The sequence below is a fragment of the Pedobacter frigidisoli genome, from assembly GCF_004331675.1.
GTDB lineage: Bacteria > Bacteroidota > Bacteroidia > Sphingobacteriales > Sphingobacteriaceae > Pedobacter > Pedobacter frigidisoli.
The window spans coordinates 43,983-70,919 of sequence record NZ_SJSN01000011.1 but is presented as its reverse complement, the minus strand read 5'-3'; the positions used below and the strand labels follow the sequence as shown (position 1 = coordinate 70,919).

General features: G+C 37.0%; 18 protein-coding genes. 12 read left to right on the top strand and 6 right to left on the bottom strand.

Annotation, left to right across the window (positions count from 1 at the left end; genetic code table 11):
• Positions 1 to 26 precede the first annotated feature (26 nt).
• The 4 genes from EZ449_RS14775 to kbl all read right to left on the bottom strand — a co-directional run bounded on the left by EZ449_RS14775 (position 27) and on the right by kbl (position 3,712).
• A complete protein-coding gene (locus tag EZ449_RS14775; protein WP_131560168.1) occupies positions 27 to 602 on the bottom strand; it encodes a TetR/AcrR family transcriptional regulator in 576 nt (191 codons plus the stop codon).
• Complete coding sequence (locus tag EZ449_RS14770) at positions 602 to 1,009, bottom strand: Rieske (2Fe-2S) protein (protein ID WP_131560166.1); 408 nt, start codon at positions 1,007 to 1,009, stop codon at positions 602 to 604. The genes EZ449_RS14775 and EZ449_RS14770 overlap by 1 nt, the downstream gene beginning before the upstream one ends.
• Positions 1,010 to 1,013: 4 nt before the next feature.
• The gene (gene pheS / locus EZ449_RS14765; protein ID WP_131560164.1) at positions 1,014 to 2,054 is read right to left on the bottom strand and encodes a phenylalanine--tRNA ligase subunit alpha; all 1,041 of its coding nucleotides are present in this window, start codon (positions 2,052 to 2,054) and stop codon (positions 1,014 to 1,016) included.
• A 470-nt stretch (positions 2,055 to 2,524) separates the two neighbouring features.
• Complete coding sequence (kbl, locus tag EZ449_RS14760) at positions 2,525 to 3,712, bottom strand: glycine C-acetyltransferase (RefSeq protein WP_131560162.1); 1,188 nt, start codon at positions 3,710 to 3,712, stop codon at positions 2,525 to 2,527.
• A gap of 246 nt (positions 3,713 to 3,958) precedes the next feature.
• Between kbl and EZ449_RS14755 the strand changes: the two genes are divergently transcribed.
• The 12 genes from EZ449_RS14755 to EZ449_RS14700 all read left to right on the top strand — a co-directional run bounded on the left by EZ449_RS14755 (position 3,959) and on the right by EZ449_RS14700 (position 24,747).
• Positions 3,959 to 6,403, top strand: coding sequence for a DUF5686 and carboxypeptidase regulatory-like domain-containing protein (locus tag EZ449_RS14755; RefSeq protein ID WP_131560160.1), 2,445 nt, complete (start codon positions 3,959 to 3,961; stop codon positions 6,401 to 6,403).
• A 129-nt stretch (positions 6,404 to 6,532) separates the two neighbouring features.
• Positions 6,533 to 7,477, top strand: coding sequence for an oxygen-dependent tRNA uridine(34) hydroxylase TrhO (gene trhO / locus EZ449_RS14750; RefSeq protein ID WP_131560158.1), 945 nt, complete (start codon positions 6,533 to 6,535; stop codon positions 7,475 to 7,477).
• Positions 7,478 to 7,579: 102 nt separating this feature from the next.
• Positions 7,580 to 7,798 carry a four helix bundle protein gene (locus EZ449_RS23520; protein ID WP_394347144.1) on the top strand — a complete coding sequence of 73 codons (219 nt, stop codon included), beginning with the start codon at positions 7,580 to 7,582 and terminating at the stop codon, positions 7,796 to 7,798.
• Positions 7,799 to 8,166: 368 nt separating this feature from the next.
• Entirely contained in the window at positions 8,167 to 10,905 is a 2,739-nt protein-coding gene (locus EZ449_RS14740) for a triple tyrosine motif-containing protein (protein ID WP_225872335.1), read from the top strand.
• A gap of 355 nt (positions 10,906 to 11,260) precedes the next feature.
• Positions 11,261 to 14,275, top strand: coding sequence for a SusC/RagA family TonB-linked outer membrane protein (locus EZ449_RS14735; protein ID WP_131560156.1), 3,015 nt, complete (start codon positions 11,261 to 11,263; stop codon positions 14,273 to 14,275).
• 11 nt (positions 14,276 to 14,286) lie between these two features.
• Entirely contained in the window at positions 14,287 to 15,771 is a 1,485-nt protein-coding gene (locus tag EZ449_RS14730) for a RagB/SusD family nutrient uptake outer membrane protein (RefSeq protein ID WP_131560154.1), read from the top strand.
• Positions 15,772 to 15,790: 19 nt separating this feature from the next.
• Positions 15,791 to 16,621, top strand: coding sequence for a LamG-like jellyroll fold domain-containing protein (locus EZ449_RS14725; protein ID WP_131560152.1), 831 nt, complete (start codon positions 15,791 to 15,793; stop codon positions 16,619 to 16,621).
• A gap of 66 nt (positions 16,622 to 16,687) precedes the next feature.
• Positions 16,688 to 18,352 (top strand): glucoamylase family protein, encoded by a 1,665-nt coding sequence (locus EZ449_RS14720; protein WP_131560150.1) that lies wholly within the window; start codon positions 16,688 to 16,690, stop codon positions 18,350 to 18,352.
• Positions 18,353 to 18,369: 17 nt separating this feature from the next.
• Positions 18,370 to 19,740 carry a glucoamylase family protein gene (locus EZ449_RS14715; protein ID WP_131560148.1) on the top strand — a complete coding sequence of 457 codons (1,371 nt, stop codon included), beginning with the start codon at positions 18,370 to 18,372 and terminating at the stop codon, positions 19,738 to 19,740.
• An 86-nt stretch (positions 19,741 to 19,826) separates the two neighbouring features.
• Positions 19,827 to 21,572, top strand: coding sequence for a discoidin domain-containing protein (locus tag EZ449_RS14710; protein ID WP_131560146.1), 1,746 nt, complete (start codon positions 19,827 to 19,829; stop codon positions 21,570 to 21,572).
• A 27-nt stretch (positions 21,573 to 21,599) separates the two neighbouring features.
• A complete protein-coding gene (bglX, locus tag EZ449_RS14705) occupies positions 21,600 to 23,897 on the top strand; it encodes a beta-glucosidase BglX (RefSeq protein WP_131560144.1) in 2,298 nt (765 codons plus the stop codon).
• A 67-nt stretch (positions 23,898 to 23,964) separates the two neighbouring features.
• Positions 23,965 to 24,747, top strand: a complete 783-nt coding sequence (locus EZ449_RS14700) for a carboxylesterase family protein (protein WP_131560142.1) — start codon at positions 23,965 to 23,967, stop codon at positions 24,745 to 24,747.
• A gap of 380 nt (positions 24,748 to 25,127) precedes the next feature.
• Here EZ449_RS14700 and EZ449_RS14695 read toward each other — a convergent pair whose 3' ends face one another.
• Together EZ449_RS14695 and EZ449_RS14690 are read right to left on the bottom strand one after the other, a co-directional pair.
• Positions 25,128 to 25,856 carry a YebC/PmpR family DNA-binding transcriptional regulator gene (locus EZ449_RS14695; RefSeq protein ID WP_131560139.1) on the bottom strand — a complete coding sequence of 243 codons (729 nt, stop codon included), beginning with the start codon at positions 25,854 to 25,856 and terminating at the stop codon, positions 25,128 to 25,130.
• A 90-nt stretch (positions 25,857 to 25,946) separates the two neighbouring features.
• Positions 25,947 to 26,894: an NAD-dependent epimerase/dehydratase family protein gene (locus tag EZ449_RS14690; protein ID WP_131560137.1), complete on the bottom strand. Its 948-nt coding sequence runs from the start codon at positions 26,892 to 26,894 to the stop codon at positions 25,947 to 25,949.
• Between the last annotated feature and the right edge of the window lie 43 nt (positions 26,895 to 26,937).

Below are 26,937 nucleotides of genomic sequence, written 5' to 3'. Positions count from 1 at the left end.
TTGGAAAGCAAAGAGAATAAACCTAATTAAAGGGCTGCTTTCACTAAAAACGGAAGAATTTCCTTTTGAAAGCTCACGAAATTTTTACGCACATCAGAATCGCTAACAGAGGTAAAGGCAAAAGAAAATACAATGCTTTTACTCGCTTTTAATAGAAAGGCTAAGCCTTCTCTCCTAGCGGGATTATTTTTAAAATTATCGAGCTGTAAATAAGCGGCCAACAATAGGGCCTCCAACTGATCGGATAAATGCTTTAAAAATTCTTGTGAGTTGGCATTTTCACGTACAAAATCCCATCCAATAAATTCATTACAGGCTGTAAATGATAATCGGCTAGTCCGCATCACCAAAGCTTTAAGATGCTCTTCCTCAGAAGCATAACTCAATGTATTATGCAGAATTTCATGCAAATTTTGGTCAAGATAATCCATCAAAATACTATCTAGAACCTGCTCTTTACTTTCGAAATATTTATAGATTGTTGCTTTGGCAATCCGAGCTTTTTTGGCAATTTCGTTAACGCTAGTTTTATGATATCCGTACTTTCGAAAAAGTTCTTTGGCAGCTTTTTTAACTGTTTCTTTTATTTTTTCAGCTTCCATTAATTTCTAACATTTAATAAGGTATTGCCTTGCAAAGAAACATTATAAGTTTTTAGGTTTCTTTCTGCAGGTGCTTTTTGTGGACTACCATCGAGCATCGAAAATTTTGCTCCCGTACATGGATCAGTAGCCGTTAAACCGCTGTCATCGATAGTAACTTTACAGGCATTTTCTGGATTTACAGAACTACAACGATCAAATGCGACAAATCCACTTAAAGGCGTTTTAACGATTATTAATCCAGCAACACCATAATTGGGCACAACTAAAACATTGTTAACTGCTTTTAAACTAAACTCAGTTAAAGTAACATTATAATTTACTGCAACATCCGGAATATAACTTTGCTCCTTTCCGCATCCTGTAGAAAGTACCAATACAATTAATATGCTGTAGAAATATTTCATTTTTTTAAATCAAGGCTGATTTATATTGCTTTAAGAACCGAACGTCGTTCTCAGAAAACAAACGTAAATCTTTAATTACATATTTTAGGTTCGCAATACGTTCAATACCCATTCCGAATGCAAAACCACTATATTTTTTCGAATCGATACCACAGTTTTCCAAAACATTTGGATCTACCATGCCGCAACCTAAAATTTCTACCCAACCACTATATTTACACATGTTACAACCAGCACCTTTACAAATGGTACAAGAAATATCCATTTCGGCAGATGGCTCTGTGAATGGAAAATATGATGGGCGGAAACGTACCTCTGTACCTTCGCCATACAACTCTTGAACAAAGTAAAATAAGGTTTGCTTCAAATCTGCAAACGAAACATTTTCATCAACATATAAACCTTCTATTTGATGAAAAAAGCAATGTGCCCTGGCAGAAATGGCTTCGTTGCGGTAAACACGACCAGGCATAATTGCCCTAAACGGCGGTTGACCTTGCTCCATCATACGAACTTGCACCGAAGAAGTATGCGTACGCAAAGCGATATCACCCTTTTCTCCACCTTTTCTAATGAAGAAAGTATCTTGCATGTCTCTTGCAGGATGTTCCTCTGGAAAGTTTAATGCTGAGAAATTATGCCAATCATCTTCAATTTCAGGACCTTCGGCAACATTGAAACCCAGTTTTGAGAAAATTTCTACAATCTCTCTGCGCACCAAAGCTAATGGATGGCGAGAACCAATCTCAAAACCCTCACCAGGCAAAGTCATATCCAAAGCTGTATCTTCCGTTTTGGATTCTAAGCTTTCAGTAGATTCCTTTAAGGTTTGATATTTTGATTCAGCAAGTTGTTTAAATTCATTTAGAACTTTTCCCAAAGATTTTTTCTCTTCAATCGAAACTGATTTAAAATCCTCGAAAATTTCTTTTATAATGCCTTTACTTCCTAAATACTTGATGCGAAACTGTTCTAATTCATCAGCTTTCTCTGTTACGAAAGCATTAATTTTCTCAGTGTATTGTGTTATTTTGTCCTGTAACATGGGTTCAAATATACGGCAAATTATCTAAAACATTTACTGTTCATCGGTTCAAAAGTTATGTTTAAAGGTATTTATTACAAGAAAATGAACTTAGCGACAGAAAATATTTTTATCTAATTTTGAAATACTTTTTAATCATTACCCACAATAAGAGGAGTAGCAAACCTAAAACAATGGAAATTAGATAAGATTTATAGAAATTTAAACCGTGATATTTGAAAACAAATCTAGCCATCGTATAAATTACAGTAGAAAAAATTGCTACTCCCCAAAAGAATGAAGCAAAAATCATCAACATAAATGCGCCTTCTGCTCTTTTGTTTCTCCACAATGGCGGGAAAATAAATATTGCGAAAGGCAATAAAAAAGAAACAATTATTAAAAGATATGTTGGCATTGTTGCTAATTAAAAAGGTCTCATTTGAATAGCAAATGAGACCTCCAAAGGTTTAAATATTGTTCTTGCAATTTTAAATCACCCCCAACTCTTTTCCAACTTTGGTAAAAGCAGCAATGGCTTTATCTAAATGATGTTGCTCGTGTCCTGCTGATAATTGCACACGGATTCTTGCTTTACCTTGTGGCACAACTGGATAGAAAAATCCAACCACATAAATTCCTTCTTCGAGCATTTTTGCAGCAAAGGTTTGTGCAATTTTAGCATCGTAAAGCATTACCGGTACAATTGGGTGAAAACCAGATTTGATGTCAAATCCAGCCTCAGTCATTTTTTCGCGGAAATATTTGGTATTGCTTTCTAACTTATCCCTCAAAGCAGTAGTTTCGCTAAGCATATCTAAAACTGCAATAGATGCCCCGGCAATGGCTGGAGCCAAAGTATTAGAGAATAAATATGGGCGAGAACGCTGGCGAAGCATGTCTATAATTTCTTTTTTACCAGAAGTAAATCCACCCGAGGCACCACCCAAGGCTTTACCTAAAGTGCCGGTGATGATATCGATGCGATCCATTACATTAAAATGCTCATGTGTACCACGACCATTTTTACCAATAAAACCAGTACAGTGCGATTCATCTATCATGATTAAGGCCTCGTATTTATCTGCCAAATCAGCGATTTTATCTAAGGGTGCAACAGAACCATCCATAGAAAAAGCGCCGTCGGTAACGATGATTCTATGTCTGCAGCCTGCAGCAGCAATTAATTGCTTTTCTAAATCTTCCATATCCGCATTTTTATATCGGAAACGTTGTGCTTTACACAACCTAACTCCATCGATGATTGATGCATGGTTCAATTCATCAGAGATGATCGCATCCTCAGCGTTAAATAAAGGTTCGAAAACGCCTCCATTTGCATCAAAAGCTGCAGCATATAAAATGGTATCTTCTGTACCTAAAAACTGAGAAATTTTTGCCTCTAATTCTTTGTGTACCTCTTGCGTACCACATATAAAACGCACTGATGACATTCCATAACCATGATCATCAATCGCTTTTTTAGCTGCTTCAATTACTTTTGGATGAGAAGAAAGTCCTAGATAATTATTAGCACAAAAATTAATTACTTCTGCGCCACCTTTTACCTTAATATCGGCGCCTTGTGGTGTAATAATAATGCGTTCACGTTTAAATAATCCAGCGTTTTCGATTTCCTCAAGTTCTTTTTGCAGAACTGGTTGTAATGTTTTATACATGGTATTTTATTATGGTTGATTTTGATCCAAAGTTATAAAAAAACTGCTTACAGTCATAAAAACCATAATCCAGATTAGGGGCGATAATCAAACGTTTGATGTTGGAAATCCTGATCAAAAGCGTTTGATCAAATCCAAAAATACCGATAGATAAATATTTTTTTTATCCCTTAACAAACTTTAACATGTACCTATATGTATAGTGTTAAAACTTATTCGATATTTATAGCTTACTAATCACTACTTATGATAAGAATTTGCGCCCTCCTCCTTTTTTGCGGTTTAGCTAATTTTGCGCTTGCACAACATATTGTTTCGGGCACAATTAAAGATTCTAGCGGGCAGCCAGTTCCTTTCGCTTCGGTTTATCTTAAAAATACCACAACCGGCACATCGGCCAATGTTGATGGTAAATATGCAATTAAGCTTAAAAAAGGCGAACATACATTGAGCTTTAGGGCGATTGGATATAAACAGCAAGAACACATTGTTAATTTATCGGCAGATATTTCTCTCGATGTTAAATTAAGCTCTGAAAGTTATACGCTTGATAATGTGAATATTAGAGCGAATGCAGAAGATCCAGCTTTTGAAATTATCCGTAAAACTATTAAACAAAGAAAAGCACACCTAAATGAAGTTAATGAGTTTAGCTGTGATGTTTACATCAAAGGTGTTCAGAGATTAAAAGGTGCGCCGAAGAAATTTTTTGGTCAGGATATTCAGAAAGTCTTAGAGCTAGATACCAATAGAAAAGGCATAATTTACCTTTCAGAATCGCAAAGCAAGTTCAATTTTAGACGACCAAATGATGTTCATGAGGAAATGATTTCATCAAAAGTTGCCGGAAGAAACAATGCTTTCAGTTTCAATAAGGCTTCTGATTTAATCATTAATTTCTACGATAATTACCTGCTAGAAAACAAATTAAGTGCTAGGGGTTTCGTTTCTCCGATTGCAGATAATGCCCTATTTTATTACAAGTACAAACTTTTAGGAGAAAGTAAAGAAAATGGAGAGGTAATCCATAAAATTCAGGTTATTCCACGCCGTGAAAACGACCCAGTTTTTAGGGGGATTATTTACATTATTGATGATAGTTGGAGAATTTACAATACCGATGTTTATCTGACAAAAAATTCTGGGATTAATTTTATAGATACCTTAAATATTAATCAGCAGTTTACCAAGGTTGAAAATATTTACATGCCTACAACTATTAATTTCCAGTTTGCTGGTAATGTTTTAGGCTTTAAAATAGCTGGTTATTTTGTAGGGATTTACAGCAATTACAACCTCGATCCAAAATTTCCTAAAAACTTTTTTAACGGCGAAATTTTGAAGATTACAGAAATGGTAAATAAAAAGGATTCTACCTTTTGGACCAATAATCGCCCGATTCCGCTAACGCTCGATGAAAAAATAAACTACGTAAAAAAAGATAGTGTGGCGAAATTAAAGGAATCGAAAAAGTACCTCGATTCTATTGAAAACGACAATAATAAGTTTGGCATCGTTAAGCTTTTGTTAAGAGGCTACAGTAAGAATGATCGATATGATAAACAATATTTAAGCTTTGATCCAGTATTAAAATCTCTGTTTTATAATACTGTGGAGGGTTTCGGAATTAAATATGGGGTTACTTACAGAAAAGAATTCGAAAATAGAAGAATGTATTCCATCCGCCCTGAATTTAGGTATGGTTTTGCCAATCAAAAATTAACAGGAAGTTTAACTGGAAGCTATTATTACAATCCACTAAAACGTGCGAGTATTGGCGCATCTTTTGGAAATGGAATTTTCGACTTAAACAATCTCGGTTCGATGACTGCTTTAGGAAATACGATAAACTCGTTGATTTATGAAAAGAATTTTCCGAAGTTCTACTACAAAAGTTTCATCAACTTAAATACGACTAGAGAGTTGGCAACGGGGTTGCAAGGAAGTTTGAGCGCAGATTACACGCACAATAAAACTTTAACCAATAATTCTTCTTTTAGCTTTTTTGATGCTAAGGATCGAGAATTCACTTCGAATAATCCATTTACGCCAAATAGCGAAACGCCATTGTTTCCTACCTATAATTCATTTAGCGCTACAGCAAGTCTAACTTATACCATCGGACAAAAATACATCACCCGTCCCGATGGCAAGTTTTACACCGAATCGCAGTTTCCGAGAATTACTGTTCTCTATAAAAAAGGTTTCAAAAATGTTTTAAATAGCGACGTAGATTACGACTTTATAAAGGCCGAAGTTTACCAAGATAGAATTGGTCTAGGCTTATGGGGTTACACCTCATTTTTGGTGGGCGCAGGAAAGTTCATCAATAACGAAAAAATGTTTTATCCCGATTTCAAGCATTTTGCGGGTAATATTTCTACGATCTTCCCACCTAACTTAAGGAAGTTTCAGTATTTGGATTTCTATCAGTTTAGCACTAATCAACAATATTTTGAAGCACACTTAGAGCACAATTTCGCAGGTTTCTTCTTGAATAAACTTCCTTTGTTGCGCAAAGCAAAGCTCGAGGAATTTATAGGTGGAGGTTACTTATCATCACCAGAAAAAAGAAATTACAAAGAGTTTTACCTTGGTCTCCAGCGTTTGGTTTTAAGAGCTAGTTATGGCTTTGCTTATGATGGCGCCAAAAAATTAACCCAAGGATTTAGAATTAGCTACGGGTTTTAGAATGGAAAACGTTGATGTAAGATGGATGATGGCGGGCGACACATTATCCATTTTCCATTTTTACATCTTACATAAATCCCTTATCTTTGCCACGCTTTAAACGCCGTTTGCAACGGTATCAACAGCGTTATGAAAAAATATCAAACACTACTTTACTATTGCTATAGTTACATAGCAGATGCAGAGCAATTTGCTGCCGATCACCTTAAATTTTGTAAATCACTAGACTTAGTTGGACGAATAATCGTTGCCAATGAGGGTTTAAATGGAACAGTTTCGGGTTCTCCAGAAAGCTGCGAAGCTTATATGAAAGCGATCCATGCTGATGAAAGATTTGCCAAGACAGAGTTTAAGATTGATGATGTTGAGGAACTTTCCTTTATCAAAATGCACTGCAGATACAAATCTGAAATTGTTCATTCGGGTTTGAGAGATACCTCAATTATTAACCCGAACGAGAAAACTGGTAAACATTTGGAGCCCGTAGATTTCATGAAAATGAAAGACGATGATGATGTTATTATTTTAGATGTTAGATCTAATTATGAGCATAATCTAGGCAAATTTAAGAATGCCCTTACTTTGGATATTGAGAATTTTCGCGATTTTCCGGAGCAAATAAATCAGCTTGCGCAATATAAAGACAAAAAGATTTTAACCTATTGTACTGGTGGAATCAAGTGCGAAAAAGCCTCTGCCCTACTTTTGCATCATGGTTTTAACGATGTTTACCAATTGCATGGCGGCATTATAAAATATGGTAAAGAAGCTGGTGGAAAGGATTTCGAGGGTAAATGTTATGTTTTCGATAACCGTATTGCTGTCGATGTAAATGCAGTAAACCCAACCATTGTTTCTGTATGTTACAACTGCGGAAAAACCACTCCAAAAATGATTAACTGCTCCAATCCAGAATGTAATGAGCACATTACCCAGTGCGATGAATGTGGTGATGAACTGCAAGGTTGTTGTTCTGTAGTTTGCACAAGCAATCCTCGCAAACGCCCTTATGATGGAACGGGGTATTACGTTAAAGTCCCTCAACCTGTAGGGAAAAAGATGGAAGTGGGATGATAGTATATGGTTGATGGTTAATGGCATTTATGCTCCCAACCCAAATTAATCATCACCGATATTTACATTTTAAAACATATCTTTAATTCTGAAATAAAAGTTATGGCTTTCAAATTTGAAGAATTAAAGGTTTGGCAAATATCCTTGAAGCTTAGTAATGAAATAGATGCTATAGCGAAAGAGTTTCCAAAAATTGAACTTTTTAGCTTGTCTAATCAGATTAAAAAAGCTGCTGATTCTGTAAATCTAAATATCGCAGAGGGATGTTTAGGACAATCAAAAGCCGAGTTTTCAAGATTTTTGACTTATTCCGTTCGCTAAGGACTAGAAGTTGTGAGTTGTTTATTTATGGCTGTCTCTAGAAAATATATTTCTGAAATAGAATTCAAACGGCTATATTCCGAATTCGAACAGCTTTGTAAAATGATTTCTACCTTAAAAAACTCATTACACTAATCTCAATCGATTGAATGCCCGTAGGCTATTAACTATAAACTATTAACCATCCCCTATCTTCCATCCAACAATTTTTCATTTACTTTGTGTAACAATGGCCTAACCAATAAACCATTTTATGCTAAAACTTTTCTGTTTCCTTTTACTACTATCCCTTACATCCTTAAACACCTATGCAGCCGATATTAAAAGTATTGGTGTTCCTTATATTGAAAATTATCCAAAATCTGTTTATGCATCTGGGAATCAAAATTGGAGCATTGTTTGGAAATGCCGAAGGACTTTTAACTTTTGATGGTCGTTTTTGGCAGAAATATAAAATGCCCAACAGGCAGATTGTGAGATCTGTAGCTACTGATAATAATGGGAGAATTTATACAGGAAGTTTTGGAGAATTTGGATATTGGGCAATTAAAAACAGTAAACTTTCTTATAATTCCCTCACTAAACTGTTGCCAAAAGGGATTACAGTAACCGATGAAATCTGGAAAATTTATGTAGATAAGGATCGTGTAATATTTCAATCATTCTCTAAAATATTCATTTACAAAAACAATAAGATAGAAATTGCTAAATCGCCATCTTCCTTTCTTTTTCTCCATAAGGTTAATAGTCGGTATTTTATCGAGGTACTGGAAAAAGGACTTTATGAACTCATTGGTAGCAAGTTAATTTTCATCCCACAAAGTGATAAACTAGGTAAAGAAGGGATTTTATCTATCCTCCCATATAAAAATAACCAATTCATCATTGGCACGAGCAAAAACGGTCTTTTTATTTACAATGGAAAAGATTTTTCTCCATTAATTACATCAGCTAATGATTATTTAAAAACCTACCAACTCAATAATGGGGTAATGTTGTTGGGTAAATATTATGCCTATGGAACAATTCTTAATGGTTTAATCATTATTGATGAATCAGGAAAGGTTGTACAGCGAATTAACAAATCAAGCGGACTTCAAAACAATACCATACTAAGTTTATATGCTGATAATGAGCAAAATTTATGGGCGGGATTGGACAATGGAATAGATCGAATTGAATTGAACTCACCACTTTATTTTTATTTCGACAAAACGGGCCAATTTGGAACAGTTTACTCGAGTATAATCTTTAACAACAAAATTTACTTAGGCACCAATCAAGGTTTATTTTATAGTGAGTGGTCGCCAATTAACCAACTCAATTTCAATTTTAAGCTTATTCCAAATTCTCAGGGGCAGGTTTGGGAATTGGCAATCGTAGATAATGAATTAATCTGCGGCCATAATAGTGGAACGTTCAAGGTAATTGGCGATCGCATTGAATGGATTTCGAGATCAAGTGGCGGCTGGACAATAAAGAAGCTCCAATCGAATCCAAATTATCTCATTCAGGGAACCTATACAGGTTTGTCGCTATTTTCTACTTCCGCAGCTGGCGGCTTAAAATTCGAATCCAGAATTGCTGGATTTGATGCGCCTTCTAGGTATATCGAAAAAGATAATAAAGGAGATATCTGGGTTGGCCACGCCTACAAAGGTTTATATAAACTTAGCCTAAGCGCTGATTACAAAAAAGTAACTAGTATAAAATATTTTGATGAAAGAAATGGTCTGCCAGGAAATTACAACATCAATATTTTTAATCTAGAAAATAAGATCGTTTTTTCTTCTGATGCTGGGTTTTACACTTATGATGAATTGAGCAATAAGTTTACCAAATACGAAACCTTAAATAAAAGGGTTGGTTCATTCGCCACTTCAAACAAAATAATTAGCGCAGGGGAAAAAAGATATTGGTTTATTAACCATGGAAAAACAGCTCTGGTTAATTTTTCTGAGCCAGGAAAAGTGGAAATAGATTCCAATCAGTTTAGCATTCTCGATGGAAGAATGGTTCAGTATTATGAGAACATCAGCCGCATAAGTAATTTAATTTATTTGGTTAGTGTAGATGATGGTTTCGTGATTTATAACCCCGCAGAAGCGCTGACCATAGAAAAACAGCAATTGCCAGCTGTCTTGATCAGACGAGTAGAAGATATTACTGATAAATACTCACTCATTAGTGAATCTGGTAATAATACAGAACCAACGGAAATTAAAAACAGCCGCAATAATATTAGGATCTCTTTCTCATTACCTTTCTATCGCCAGGCGAAAGTTAAATATCAATATTATTTGGAGGGTTATTCAAAAGAATGGTCTGATTGGAGTTATGCCACCCAAAAAGATTTCACAAATCTAAGCAGTGGAAGCTATAAATTTAAAATTAGAGCCAAAATTGACAACAACTCCATCAGTAAGGAAACCATTTATGAATTTATAATTCTGAGGCCTTGGTACCTAAACAACTGGGCAATTCTTCTTTATGTAATTGCTGTTGTGATCATTCTGATCTTGGGTAAAAAAATATATGAACAGAAGCTCCGAAGAGACAGTGAGAAAATTACCGACAGACTGCAAAGCGAGCAAGATGAAATATTAAAACTTGAGACGGAAGCAAATGAGAAGCAAATCATTAAGCTCCAAACCGAAAAATTACAAGCAGAACTGGCCTCTAAAAATAGGGAATTAGCGAACTCCGCAATGACATTGGTTTATAAAAATGAGTTGCTCCAAAAGTTAAGCGATGAGATAACCAAATTGAAAGATGAAACTGGCAAGAAGCTTTCTGATGATCAAACCAGAAAAATCCAAAAAGTTATTAACGATGGGATGAACGATGAACGAGATTGGCATCTTTTCGAAAACAGTTTTAATGAGGCGCATGAAAGTTTCTTTAAAAAACTAAAAGCCCAACATCCAGACCTTGTCCCAAACGACTTAAAGCTTTGCGCATATCTAAGAATGAATATGAGTAGTAAAGAGATGTCTTCATTACTAAACATAAGCTTACGAGGTGTGGAAATTCGAAGATATCGCCTTCGCAAAAAATTAGAAGTACCACACGACAAAAACCTTACAGAATTTCTAATGGAGTTGTAACGATTCGTGGTTTATTAAAATAAAATGGCTTAAAAGTATCTCGGGAACGTTTGCATAAAAATTCAATATTTTGGCTAAAAGAAATATCTCTGTATTTTACCACTACATCATTACCTTCTCAAACTGAGATTAAGCACCCCACAAAACACTTAGTGTATGGGCTACACGAGTGTGCAGGTAATTATTCAGTTCCAATCTTAAAAAGCCTGTTTTTAGCCTAAATTCCAAATTAGTTTTTGTCGCTGAGATACCTTTCCAAACTGTTTGATGTAATAATGTAGAGGTAACATTACTTGCACAAGCAAAAAAACAACCTCACTTTTAACATAACAATTAACTAAATATATAATAAAGCATGAAAAGAATTTTTACAAGACTTTCTGTTCTCGCTGCTTTTTGTCTACTAATGATTAATGTAGCGATTGCGCAAAACATTACTGTAAAAGGTAAGGTACTTGATGGAGGCGACAAAACCTCCCTTCCTGGCGTAACTATTTTAATCAAGGGAACACAAAACGGCACACAAACAGATGCAAACGGAAACTACTCAATTAGTGCTCCGGCAAATGCCACATTGGTATTTAACTTCGTAGGTTACACAGCACAAGAGCAGGCTGTTGCTAACCGTACAACAATAAATGTTTCACTAGTATCATCATCACAACAATTAGAGCAAGTAGTAGTGGTGGGTTATGGTACACAAAGAAAAATCGACGTTACAGGATCTGTAGCAACTGTAAAAGGTGAAGATATTTCAAAACAGGCATCTGTTAATCCTGTAAGTGCTTTGCAAGGTAAAGTTGCAGGTGTTTCTATAACCAATAACGGTGCTCCAGGTTCATCTCCGCAAATAACTATCCGTGGTACTGGAACAGTTTATGGCAATACTGGTGTTTTATACGTTGTTGATGGTGTGTGGTATGATGACATTAGCTTCTTAAACCCGGCCGATATCGAAAACTTAAGTATTCTTAAAGATGCTTCATCTCAATCTATCTACGGTATTCGTGCAGCAAATGGTGTTGTTTTGGTAACCACAAAAAGAGGTAAAATTGGCGAACCTAGTATAGCATATAATGGATCTATAGGTTATAAGGCTGTAACCAACCAAGTTGAAATGGCTAATGCCACAGAATATGCAACCATAATTAACGAACTATCTGCATCAAACGGCGCCAATCCGTTGTTTACTAATCCTTCTTCATTTGGTACGGGTACAAACTGGTACAATCAAGCATTTAGAAATGCTTTACAAACGAATCATCAAATCTCAGTAAATGGTGGAACAGAGAAAACAACTTACAATTTCTCTTTAGGTTACACTAATGAGGATGGAATAGTGAAAACTCAGAACTATAAACGTTATACAGCTAAATTATCCAATGATTTTCAGGTATTAAAACCTTTAAAAATCGGTTATACCGTTTCGGGTACAGCCATTAATACAAACGACATTAACGATGGTATATTTCGTCAGCTCTACACAGCAGGACCAGTAGTACCTGTTTATTACGCTGATGGAACTTATGGCGATGCGAATGATTTTAGCTTAGGTGGTGGAAACAATTTCAATCCACAGGTTACTTTAGATTATTTTAATCAGAAATCTAAAAACTATAGAATGAATGGAAATGTTTATGCCGAATTAACATTTGCCAAAAATTTTACCTTTAAAACCAGCGCTGGCGGAGATTTTGGCCAGAATGAGGTTAGAGCATACACGCCTATATATGCAGCAACACAGGGACAGAGAACAACACAAAGCACGTTAGAAATAAAGAGAAGTGAAACAAGAAACTGGATCCTAGAAAATACCTTAACGTATAAAAATACTTTTGGCAATCATAACATAACAGCTTTACTAGGAACAACAGCGCAACGAAGAAAATCTTATTTTATTAATTCGAAAGCTTTTGATGTTCCCTATTCAAGTGATGGTGATTTATACCTAGCTCTAGGAACTGCGGCTACGCGTACTGTAGTGGATGGTGGAACTTTATCAACATCAGCTTCTTACTTTGGTCGCGTGAATTATTCTTATAAGGATAAATATCTGTTAAATGCTACTATTCGTAGAGACGGAGCATCTCAATTTTTTGGGGGTGGTGACTTATGGGGTAATTTCCCAGCAGTTGGTGCAGGTTGGGTAATTAGCAATGAAGATTTCATGAAAGATCAAAAAGTTGTTAATTACTTAAAACTAAAAGGATCATGGGGTAAGGTAGGTAATGCAGGTGTTCCAATTAATCCAACTACGCTAACTGTATTTCAAGGTGGTGATTTAGTAGCCTTTTTTAATGGCGTTGGATACACTGGTGCAAACATCAACTCATTGGTTCCTTCTTTTCTAAATTGGGAGCGTACAACTGGTACAGATCTTGGTATTGAGGCAAGATTTTTGGATAATCGTTTAAGCATCGAAACAGGTATTTACAACAAAAAAACTGAACAAGCCATTTTTGAAATTCCCGTTTTAAGTTCTATTGGAACAGCAACAGGATCATTAATTGGCAATCAAGCAGATTTCCAAAACAGAGGATTTGAATTTTTAGCAACATTTACTGATAAAACAAAAAGCGGTTTTGGATATTCAATTAGTGGGAATATTGGAATTAATAACAACAAAGTTATATCTGTAGTAACTGGTTTAAATCCAATTTATGCAGGCGGTGCTGGAATAGCGAATGGTGCGTTAGCAACACGTACAATTCAAGGTGGTGCAATTGGAGAGTTCTTCGGTTACGATGTAGCTGGAATCTTTCAAAATACTGCTGAAGTTGCTGCATCAGCCCAAAAAACAGCTAAGCCAGGTGATTTTAGATACACAGATCAAAACGGTGATGGAATTATTGATGGTAAAGACCGTATTGTTCTAGGTAATCCTAATCCTAAATTCAGTTATGGTTTAAATACTTCATTCAACTACAAGAACTTCGATATGTCATTAGACATCCAAGGAGTTGCTGGTGTGGATGTATTCAATGCAAATGTTGCGTATCGCTTTGGTAATGAAAATTTTAGTAAAGATTTTTACGATAACAGATGGCATGGAGCTGGCACTTCAACCACCTATCCTTCGGCTGCTGTAGGCTCAACTGCAAATGCTGCCCCTAATTCATTTTATGTTGAAGACGGTTCATACATTCGTTTAAGAAATATTCAATTGGGATATGCTTTACCATCAATGTTAATGAGCAAATGGAAGATGCAAAGAATAAGAGTTTTTGTTGATGCGCAAAATGCCGTGAATCTTTTTGGTTATAAAGGCTTTACTCCTGAAATTGGAGGATCACCAACAAATGCTGGAATCGATGCAAGCGTTTATCCTTTATCAGCTACTTATAGATTAGGTCTCCAAGTTACTTTCTAATAAACATAGCCATGAAATTAAATTATAAAAATAATTATATACAAAAGATTGGACTTGTCGCTCTGTGCACAAGTCTATTCACACTGCCTGCATGTAAAAAAAGTTTTTTAGATGTAGATCCCCAAGCACAGCAACCCGCCATTACATTTTGGAAAACTCAAGATGATGCAACTAAAGCTGTTAATTCAATCTATGGTATACTGCGAGCCAATGATAACACAGGATTTCCGGCGATAGCAATAGAAAGTGTTGGTGGTGATGACGCCGAAAAAGGCAGTGATCCAAATGATGCGAGTTATTACAACAGTTATGATGATTTTAGTGTCTCATCTACAGAAGGTCAGCTACAAGGATTTTGGAATGGCCAGTACAAAAACATTAATTTATGTAACCAAGTTTTAGATAATATACCTGCAATTAGTATGGATGCAGGCTTAAAAGCTAGATATCTTGCAGAAGCTAAATTTGTTCGTGCTTACTCTTACTTTCGATTAGTTAGAGCCTATGGCGATGTACCTTTACGTTTAAATGTTCCTAAGGATGCTTCAGAATTTAATATCCCTAGAACACCTAAAGCACAAGTTTATGCTGCCATTGAGAAAGATTTAGATGATGCTGCCGCCGTATTGCCTCAAACTTATCCAGCAGCAGATTTAGGTAGAGCTACAAAAGGCGCAGCCCTTGCATTACATGCTAAAGTGGCTATGTATCAACAAAAATGGACTGATGTTCTTAGCCTAACGAACACTGTGATGACGATGGGTTACAGTCTATTTCCTAATTACGAGCAAAGCTTTCGCCTAAATAATGAGAATAATGTGGAATCAATATTTGAAATCCAATGTGAAATTATTCCAACTATTGATGGTTCAGCTACATCTCAGTATAGCCAAATACAAGGCGTCAGGGGTACAGTAGGTGGTTATGGACTGAATGTTCCTACCGCTGCTTTAGCTGCAGCATACGAGCCTGGCGATGTAAGAAGAGATGCAACTATTATCTTTAGAGGAGAAACTACGCCGCAAGGTGATGCCATTCCTGTTACGGTGCCAAATCCGATGTACAGCCAAAAACCATATGTACCTTTTAATTTGATTAATTCAAGCTACAACCAAGGTGCTCAACAAAACGTACGAGTTATTCGTTATGCAGAGGTTTTGTTAATGAATGCTGAAGCAGCAAACGAACAAGGAAATCCAACTTTAGCCAAGACTTCACTAAATCTTGTGCGAGCCCGTGCAAGAGGAGGTGTTGCTGGAGTTCTTCCTGATGTTACATCAACAGACAAGGAAGTAATTCGTCAAGCTATTTGGAAAGAAAGATTTGTCGAATTAGCAATGGAGTATGATCGTTACTTCGATGTTATTCGCCAAGGTCGTGGAACCGCAGTATTTGGTCCTAAAGGCTGGAAAGCTGGCAAAAATGAAGTTTGGCCAATTCCTTCAAACGAAATTGATAAAAGCGCAGGAACTTTAACTCAAAACCCAGGTTATTAATCGCTTAATTTTAAGATAAATGAAAACAAAATATTTTATATTAATAGCAATGGCAACCTTGGGGTTATCATCATGCCAAAAAGAATTTGATCCGAATAGCTATGCTCCACCATTAAACATTGGAGGATACACCAATTCGAAACAAATCGCCACAAGTAATTTAGTTGCCTACTGGGCATTCGATGGCAGCTTAATCGATAGCATATCGAACACTGCTGGTGTGAACACAGGAACAAGCTTCATTACAGGTATAAAGGGACAGTCTTTACAAGGTGGAATTGATAAGTACGCTTTAAGTGCTCCATCTACTAAGGTTACAAGTTTAAAGAGTTTTACATTAACAGAATGGGTAAATACAGCTGCCCCAACTACTGGAATTATTGGGCTTTTCAGTCTTTCTAATAAATCTCAGTTTTGGGGTAATTTAGAAGTATTTATCGAAAATGGTAGCACTAACGACAATGCAACTATAAAAGTCGTGTTTATAAATAATGGAACTGGCGACAAAACCTACAATGTTAGTAATGTGGCTAACTTTTTTGGTAAATGGAATGCGTTTTCTGTTTCTTATGACGAAACAACCTCAATGGTAAAAGTATACGTAAATGGCTCTAGACTAAGCGCTGGAAAACTAGATGGAATAACTGGACCTTTGAATTTTGTTAATTCTGGAAATTTAGTTTTTGGTACAGTTCAATTTATGACAACACCAAGTCAAACAACAAGCCATTCAAAAGAGCCTTGGGCAAATTTCTTGACTGGTCAATTAGATGAAGTCAAAATTTACAATAAAGCCTTAACTGATGATGAGGTTGGTTTCTTAGCCAAATTAGAAGGAAGAGGAAAATAAATAGCCTAATCCAAATAAGCAAATAAAAGGGTTGCCATACGGCAGCCCTTTTTAATCAACAAAAAAATGAAATCAATCTACTCCTATATTTTAATCCTTTCAGTTTTCTTTGGCTGTAAGAAAACAGATAATCCAGCTCCTGTTGATCCAACTCTACCTACAACAACTACCTACACTTTCTCCGATTTAAAAGTAAATGGCACTTTTAGTGGCTTTACCTATTATGGCTTAAACAATATTCCCATTGTTAAAATCACTTTTTCCTCTCCAATTAATCTCACTTCCGTTAGCGGAAACGTTACCTTAACTGATGTTGCTGGCACTTCAGTAGCATTTACTCCAACCCTAGAGAATAACGATAATACAGTTGTAATTACGCCATCGGTCTTGCAACCTATTACAAAATATATTTTAACCGTTAATACGGGATTACTTTCAAAAACCGGCAATAAATTACAAACCAGTATTGCTGTAAACTTAATAACAGCGGTAGACGATACCGACAAATTCGCCCGCATTACCGATGATGAACTTTTAACACTCGTTCAAAAACAAACCTTTAAATATTTTTGGGATTTTGGTCACCCGACAAGTGGTTTGGCTAGAGAAAGAAATACATCTGGCAATACCGTTACTTCTGGTGGTTCGGGCTTTGGAATCATGGCTTTGGTTACTGGTGTGAGTCGTAATTTTATTAGCAGAGCTGATGGACTTGCCCGCATACAAAAAATCGTAGCTTTCTTAAAAACCGCCGAACGTTTCCACGGCGCTTACCCACATTGGTTGGATGGAAACACTGGAAAAGTAATTCCTTTTAGCACCAAAGATAACGGCGGTGACTTAGTTGAAACTTCTTATCTAATGGCAGGTTTGATTACCGCTCGACAGTATTTTAATGGTGCAGATGCCAATGAAACTGCATTAAGAAATGACATTAATAACATTTACAACGGCGTAGAATGGAGCTGGTATCGCAAAGACAATAGTTCTACGCTTTACTGGCATTGGAGTCCGAATTATAACTGGGATATGAATTTGCCAGTTAAGGGTTGGAATGAATGTTTGGTTACCTATGTAATGGCGGCGGCATCCCCTACTTATTCCATACCGAAATCAGTTTACGATACGGGTTGGGCACAAAACGGGGCAATGAAAAATGGCAATACTTATTACGGAGTTCAACTTCCTTTAGGTCCAGCGAGTGGTGGTCCTTTGTTCTTGGCTCATTATTCTTTCATGGGTATTAATCCGACGGGCTTAACAGATGCTTACGCCAATTACGAAACGCAAACAAAGGCACATACCTTAATTAATTACAATTACTGCAAAGCAAATCCATTAGGCTATTATGGCTACAGCGAAAATTGCTGGGGTTTAACAGCTAGCGATATTCAAAATGGATACACGGCGAGTTCGCCAACAAATGATGTGGGTACCATTGCACCAACTGCTGCGCTTTCCTCAATTGCCTACACGCCAACGGAATCGATGCAAGCATTAAGATATTTTTATTACAAACTAGGAAATAAAACTTGGGGAGAGTATGGTTTTTACGATGCATTTTCTTTAAAAGACCAATGGTTCGCCTCTTCTACCCTAGCAATTGATCAAGGACCAATTGTGGTAATGGTTGAAAACTATAGATCAAAATTAATTTGGAACCTATTTATGAGTGCGCCAGAAGTAAAAGCAGGCATGAAAAACTTAGGTTTCAGTAGTCCCAACCTTTAAATATTACGCATCCCTAAATGAAATTTACATTCCACCACATATTCATTATTTCTTTTATCTTAATCTCCTTTTCATCTTGTACGCAAAAGGAAAGCAAAGTTTATAATCCCGATCTAGCGATTAAAAAGAACCTATCGGATGATGAACTTTTAGATTTGGTTCAGAAACAAACTTTTCAATATTTCTGGGATGGCGCAGAGCCCACTTCTGGTGCAGCCAGAGAACGCTTTCATGTTGATGAAATTTACCCTGACAATGATAAAAGTACGGTTGCAACAGGAGCTACCGGCTTTGGATTGATGGCGATTTTAAGCGGAATTGATAGAGGTTATGTAACCAAGAAAGAAGGCTTTGATCGTTTAAATAAAATCTTAGATTTCTTGGCTAAAGCAGATCGCTTTCATGGCGCTTGGTCGCATTGGATTTACGGCGAAACTGGAAAAGTAAAACCTTTTGGTAAAAAAGATAATGGTGGAGATTTGGTTGAAACTTCATTCGTTGCGCAGGCATTAATTTGTATCGAAGCTTATTACAAAAATGGAACTTCTGAAGAAAAAGCCTTAGCAAAAAAAGCCGATGGACTTTGGAAAGGAATAGACTTTAGTTGGTATCGCAACGGCGGACAAAACGTACTTTATTGGCATTGGTCTCCAGAATATAAGTGGGAAATGAACTTTCCTGTTAAAGGTTACAATGAATGTTTGATTATGTACGTTTTGGCGGCATCCTCTCCTACTCATACCATTCCTGCAGAGGTTTACCATGAGGGTTGGGGCAGAAGCGGTGGCATCAAAGCCAATTTTGAAGTATATGGTCATCCTTTTACAATGGATTATCAAGGTCAAAAAAATGCTGTGGGACCATTATTTTGGGCACATTATTCTTATTTGGGATTAAATCCGAAAGGTTTAAAAGATCAGTATGCGAATTATTGGGAAAACAATGTGAATCATACTTTAGCCATTCACGATTATTGTGTAGCTAACCCTAAAAAATTTAAAGGTTACGGAGAAAACAACTGGGGTTTGACAGCTAGTTATTCTGTAAAAGGTTATGCAGCACACAATCCACAAGAAGACTTCGGAGTGATCTCCCCCACCGCAGCCATTTCATCCATTCCCTATACCCCAAAAGAATCCATGAAAGTGATTCGCCATTTATATGAAGATTTGGGCGATAAAGTTTGGGGAAAATATGGTTTTTACGATGCTTTTTCTGAAACTGATAACTGGTATCCAAAAAGATATTTGGGGATAGATCAAGGACCAATGGTGGTGATGATCCAAAATTATAGATCAGGTTTATTATGGAAATTATTTATGAGTAATCCAGATGTGCAAAAAGGATTAACAAAGCTGGGATTTGAAAGCCCAGAAATAAAAAAGTAAGGGAGCCACAGATTCGCAGATTAAAAATTCTAATCATGTATAATATAAATAATCTGCGAATCTGCGGCCAATAATAAAACAACAATATGATAAAAACCATACTTACTCTTCTCTTACTAACATCGTTTCTGGCCGTATTTGCGCAAAAGCAGAAAACGTATTGCAACCCTATTAACGTTGATTATGGTTACACGCCTTTCGAATCGTTTACCGAATGGGGAAAACACCGTGCTACTGCCGATCCTGTTATCGTAAACTATAAAGGCGAATTTCTGTTGTTTAGCACCAATCAATGGGGATATTGGCACAGTTCTGATATGCTGAATTGGAAATTCATAGAACGTAAATTTCTTCGCCCTTGGAACAAAACCAAAGATGAACTTTGTGCACCAGCTGTAGGAATTATTGGCGATACGGTTGTTGTTTTTGGAAGTACGTATACCAAAAATTTTACCCTTTGGGGAAGCACCGATCCATTGGGCAATAAATGGTTTCCGTTAGTTGATTCATTGAAAATTGGTGGTTGGGATCCTGCATTTTTTACCGATGATGACGGCAAATTCTACATGTACAATGGCAGTAGCAACAATTATCCGATGTATGGTGTAGAGTTAGATCGTAAGACTTTTAAACCAAAAGGAACACGTACGCCTATGTATTTGCTGCAAAGTTGGAGATACGGATGGCAGCGTTTTGGAGAATATATGGATGATACTTTTCTAGATCCTTTTTCGGAAGGTGCTTGGATGACCAAACATAATGGTAAATATTATTTCCAATATGGCGCTCCAGGAACCGAATTTAGCGGTTATTCTGATGGTGTGGTCGTCGGTACTAAACCTTTATTTTACGATAGTCCATCAACGCCACAATCTGATCCTTTGAGTTATAAAGGCGGAGGATTTTCTCGTGGTGCGGGTCATGGAGCAACTTTTCAGGATAACAACCAAAATTATTGGCATATCTCTACGAGTATTATTTGCGTAAAAAACACTTGGGAGCGCAGAATGGGAATCTGGCCTACGGGTTTTGATAAAGATGATGTAATGTGGACCAATACAGCTTTTGGCGATTATCCACTTTATCTTCCAGCAGAGCGAAAGGAAAATGGACCCGCAGGACCAGGTTGGATGTTGATCAATTACAAAAAACCAGTAACCGTTTCCTCAACATTAGGTAGTTTTAACGCCAACAATGCGGTTGATGAAAGCATAAAAACCTATTGGAGCGCCAAAACTGCGAGCAATGGCGAATGGATCCAGACTGATTTGGGAAGTTTAGCTACTGTAAATGCGATTCAGATTAATTATGCAGATCAAGATGCTGAATTTATTGGGAAGCAGATTGGCATTTATCATCAATATAAAATCCTTTCCTCAATTGATGGTAAAAAATGGACAACCTTGGTGGATAAAAGTCAGAACAAAACCGATGTTCCTCACGATTATATCGAACTCGAAAACCCAGTCAAAACGAGATTCATCAAAATGGTTAACATCCACATGCCTACCGGAAAATTTGCTATCAGTGGCTTACGTGTTTTTGGGAATGGAAATGGAGAAAAACCATCAACAGTAAAAAACTTAATTGTGCTTAGAACCGAGAAAGATAAACGCAGTGCTTACATCAAATGGCAACCTGTAGATAATGCTTTTGCCTACAATTTATATTATGGTACGGCGCCTGATAAATTATATAACTGCATTATGATTCATGATTTTAACGAACATTGGTTTAAAGCGATGGACAGCCAAAAAGCTTATTATTTTTCCATTGAAGCGATAAATGAAAATGGCGTTTCAGCTAAAACTGAAGTGAAAAAAGTAGATTAAATTTTAAAAGAATAAAACACACATATAATGAAAAGAGCGAAAATCCTTATTGTTTTTTTAACATCCTTAGCGCTGAACATTTCGGCGCAAACCAAAAAACCGGTTTCGGCCGAAGAGGCGAAGATGAATACTTTCATCACTAACCTGATGGCCAAAATGACTGTCGATGAAAAAATCGGTCAGCTAAACTTGCCTAGTTCGGGTGATATTACCACCGGACAGGCAAACAGCAGCGATATTGGCAAAAAAATCAAAGATGGCCAAGTTGGTGGTTTGTTCAATATTAAAGGTGTTGATAAAATTAAAGCGGTACAGAAGGTAGCCGTTGAAAATAGCAGATTGAAAATTCCATTGCTTTTTGGTATGGATGTAATTCATGGGTACAACACTGTTTTCCCAATCCCTTTAGGTATGAGTGCTACTTGGGATATGGCTGCCGTTCAAAAATCGGCAAGAGTGGCTGCAATTGAGGCCAGTGCCAGCGGCATCAATTGGACTTTCTCTCCGATGGTTGATATTTCTCGCGATCCACGTTGGGGAAGAATTTCTGAAGGAAGTGGCGAAGATGCTTATTTAGGATCGCAAATCGCAGCTGCCATGGTGAAAGGTTATCAAGGTAAATTGCAAGCCAATAACGAAATTTTAGCCTGCGTAAAACACTACGCTTTATACGGAGCTGCTGAAGCGGGTAGAGATTACAACACTACCGACATGAGTAAGGTGCGCATGTATAACGAATATTTCCCGCCTTACAAAGCAGCTGTAGATGCTGGGGCAGCCAGTATCATGGCATCCTTTAATGAGGTGGATGGTATCCCTGCGACAGGCAGTAAATGGTTAATGACAGAGGTTTTGCGTAACCAATGGGGCTTTAAGGGTTTTGTGGTAACAGATTACACCGGAATTCCTGAGATGATTGCTCATGGGATGGGTGATTTACAAACTGTTTCTGCCTTGGCGATGAATGCTGGTGTAGATATGGACATGGTTGGCGAGGGTTTCTTAGGAACATTGAAAAAGTCATTAGCAGAGAAAAAAGTAAGTATCAGTGAAATTAACCGAGCTTGCCGTTTAATTCTTCAAGCAAAATATAAATTGGGTTTATTTACTGATCCATATAAATTTTGCGATCCAACTAGAGCAGAGAAAGAAGTTTTTAGTCCAGAAAACCGCCAAATTGCAAGAGAAATTTCTGCAGAGAGTTTTGTATTATTAAAAAACAACAACAATATTCTTCCTCTTAAAAAATCTGGAACAATTGGTTTGATCGGTCCATTGGCAGATAATACAGCCAATATGTATGGCACTTGGAGCGTTGCAGCATTGTTCGATCAATCGGTTACGGTGTTACAAGGTTTAAAAAATGCTTTGGGTAACGATGCTAAAATTTTAACCGCTCGTGGCTCAAACTTTTTAGCTGATTCAGTCGCCGAACACCGTTATGTAAACGTTCACAATCCTACCTACAAACGCGATCCAAGAACTGAAGAAGAAATGATTAAGGAAGCTTTAAAAGTTGCCGAAAAATCGGATGTGATTGTAGCAACCATGGGCGAAGGTTCTGAATTTACGGGCGAAGCAAGTAGTGTTACTGATATTCAAATTCCTGAAACCCAGAAAAACCTGTTGAAAGCTTTGGCTAAAACTGGCAAACCAATCGTTTTGGTATTATTTACAGGTCGTCCATTGGCTTTAAAATGGGAAGAGGAAAATATTCCAGCCATATTAAATGTTTGGTTTCCTGGCAGTGAGGCAGGAAATTCCATTGCCGATGTGCTTTTTGGTAAAGTAAATCCATCAGGTAAATTAAGTGCGACTTTCCCTCAAAACGTTGGTCAGGTGCCACTTTATTATGCACACAAAAACACTGGTCGCCCATTGGCTGAAGGCAAATGGTTCGAGAAGTTCCGTTCTAATTATTTAGATGTGAGCAACGATCCATTATATCCATTTGGTTTCGGTTTAAGTTATACCACTTTCAATTACAGCGATGTGAAATTGAGCTCGAATACTTTAACAAAAGGCAAAACCATAACTGCATCCGTTACTTTGAGCAATACAGGCAAATATGATGGTAAAGAGGTGGTTCAATTGTACATTCGCGATTTGGTTGGCAGCATTACTCGTCCTGTTAAAGAGTTAAAAGGGTTCCAAAAAGTAAGTCTGAAAGCTGGAGAAATCAAAACGATCTCTTTTAATATTTCCGATAATGACCTTAATTTTTACAATTCAGATTTAAAATTTGTTGCTGAGCCTGGAGATTTCCAAGTATTTATTGGTACAAATTCAAGGGATGTAAAAACTGCTGCATTCACATTAAAATAATCGAGGTTAGGTTCGATTATAAACCCTGTACTATTGTAAAATAGGCAGGGTTTTCTATTTTTGTTGTATGAATAAAATATTTCTAACCATTTGTATTCTCTTTTCTGCATTATTTTTAAATGCCCAAGATTTAAAAAAGTATGATCGAGGAAGTTTCATTAAGGGTAAGGATTCAATTTATTATAGAGTTTTATTTCCCGAAAATTTCAATCCTGCCGAAAAATATCCAATTGTTTTCTTCTTACATGGAAGTGGCGAGAGGGGAAATGACAATGAAAAACAATTGGCTCATGGGGGTAAATTATTTTTAAAGGCCGATGTGCGCAAAAATTTCCCAGCTATTGTTGTTTTCCCTCAATGTCCTGAAAATGATTTTTGGGCAAACATTAATATTACCAACGATGAAAAAGGCAAGCGAAAAATAAGTTTTGTTGAGGGCGGAAAGCCAACCAAAATTATGCATGCCGTGCAAGGAATGGTAAAAGATTTCCTCAAAAAACCTTTCGTTAATAAAGAGCAGGTTTATATTGGTGGCTTATCTATGGGCGGAATGGGTACTTACGAGTTGTTGAGAAGACAACGCAAAACATTTGCCGCCGCTTTTGCCATCTGTGGTGGCGATAATACCAATAACATTAAAAAATATCAAACGATACCGCTATGGATATTTCAGGGTGCAAAAGATGATATCGTTGATCCTGCTTTTTCGATGGCGATTGCCGAAAGATTAAAAACTGTTGGTGATGAAGTGAAGTTTACGCTTTACCCTAATGCAAACCATAATAGTTGGGATAGCGCATTTGCCGAGCCAGAGTTATTGCCTTGGTTGTTTAGCCACAATAAGAACTAGTTAAGTCACTTTCGGTAAATTTAAAGAATAGATCTAAATTTAATTTGAAAAGCAAGGGCTGGTAATAATCGGTTACGATAGCCCTGCCATTCGCTTTACTCACCCGAAGAAAAATCGGGCTCGTGCTCGCTGCTGTCAGGTTTAATTTACTTCGGTTAACCCAAGTAAATTAGCCCCGACATAAATGGAAAGCCCGCATTCCGATTCTTCATCGGGAGAGGACTTGAAATGTTGGCGGGACAGCTACAACCGATGAGCATTGGTTTTGCGCTCCAAAAAATTTAATGATCATTTCAAAAAATGTGTTCTCTAAATTTTAAGACAACAAAAAAGGCTCGTAGAAAAATCTGCGAGCCTTTGCTATAAATATTCAATTTCAATTATTCAGCCATATTGTGATACACAGCTTGTACATCATCATCTTCCTCCAATTTATCAAGCAACTTTAAAACGTCTGCAGCTTGTTCTTCGGTAACCTCATGATGCGATAATGCTATACGCTCCAGTTTTGAGCTCGTTAGTTCTATTCCTTTTTCCTCCAAAGCTTTCTGTAAAGAGCCAAAATTTTCGAAAGTGCCTTGTGCTACTGCTACATCATTGCCCTCTTCATCTGCCTCTACATATAATTCTTCCAAACCTGCATCGATTAGTTCAAATTCAAGCTCTTCTAAATCTAGGCCCTCAGCCGGCTTAAATCTGAAAATAGATTTGCGGTTGAAGATAAAATCCAGCGAGCCTGTTTTACCTAAAGATCCATCGGTTTTATTGAAATAACTACGCACATTTGCTACGGTACGATTGGTGTTATCGGTAGCCGTTTCTATTAAAATGGCAACACCATGCGGCGCATAACCTTCGTACACAATCTCTTCATAACCAGCCATAGATTTATCAGAAGCACGCTTGATTGCCGCCTCTACCCTATCCTTAGGCATATTTACTGCTTTGGCATTTTGCATTGCAGTACGTAAACGAGAGTTGGTTTCTGGATGAGGTCCGGCGTCTTTAACTGCCATTACAATATCCTTACCTATACGCGTAAACTGAACGGCCATTTTCGCCCAACGCTTAAATTTTCTTTCTTTTCTAAATTCGAATGCTCTTCCCATTTTTAGTAGTAATTGTATCCTCCCCCAACCCCTCCAAAGGAAGAGAGCGCAAAATGATCCTCCTACCCTTTGGGGAGGCTGGGAGGGGATTTATTTCTTTAAATTATTTAACATGTCAATTGTGAGTTTCGATAAATCGAACTCTGGTTTCCAGTTCCAATCTTTTGCTGCCGTACTATCATCAATAGAACGCGGCCAGCTGTTTGCAATTTGCTGACGAGGATCAGTTTCGGATGTGTAAGATAACGTAAAATCTGGAATATGTTTCCTGATTTCTGCTGCCAGAACTTCTGGTGTAAAGCTTACGCCGCCAAAATTATAACTGCTGCGAACTGTAATTTTATCGGCCGGAGCATCCATCAATTCTATCGTCCCACGGATGGCATCATCCATATACATCATGGGCAATTCAGTGCCTGCATTTAAGAAACTTTGATAACTTCCTTTTTTTAATGCATCGTGAAAAATGTGAATAGCATAATCTGTTGTTCCACCTCCTGGAGCAGCTTTCCAACTGATTAATCCAGGGTAACGGATACTGCGTACATCCAATCCGTATTTTTGATTATAATACTCGCACCAACGTTCTCCAGCTAACTTACTAATTCCATAAACCGTATTCGGGTCCATTACACAATACTGCGAGTTATTATCCTTTGGAGAATTCGGTCCGAAAACAGCAATAGAACTTGGCCAGTAAACCTTTGCCGTTTTATATTCTAAGGCTAAATCCAAAACGTTTAGCAAACCATTCATATTTAAATCCCAAGCTAACTTTGGATTTTGCTCTCCAGTTGCTGATAACAATGCGGCTAAAAGATAAACCTGCGTAGGTTTATACTTCTTAAATATGCCGTTAATCATCTCCTTATCTAGAACATTAACAAATTCAAAAGGTGCCGAATTTTTAATGTCGTAATCGGGCCTACGAATATCGCATGCAACAACATGATCATCACCATATATTTTACGTAACATGGTAACCAATTCGGTACCAATTTGCCCATTTGAGCCCAATACAACAATATTTTCCTGCATAATTTCTTTAGAGATTGAGCAAAGGTAAAAAAATGAGGTAAAA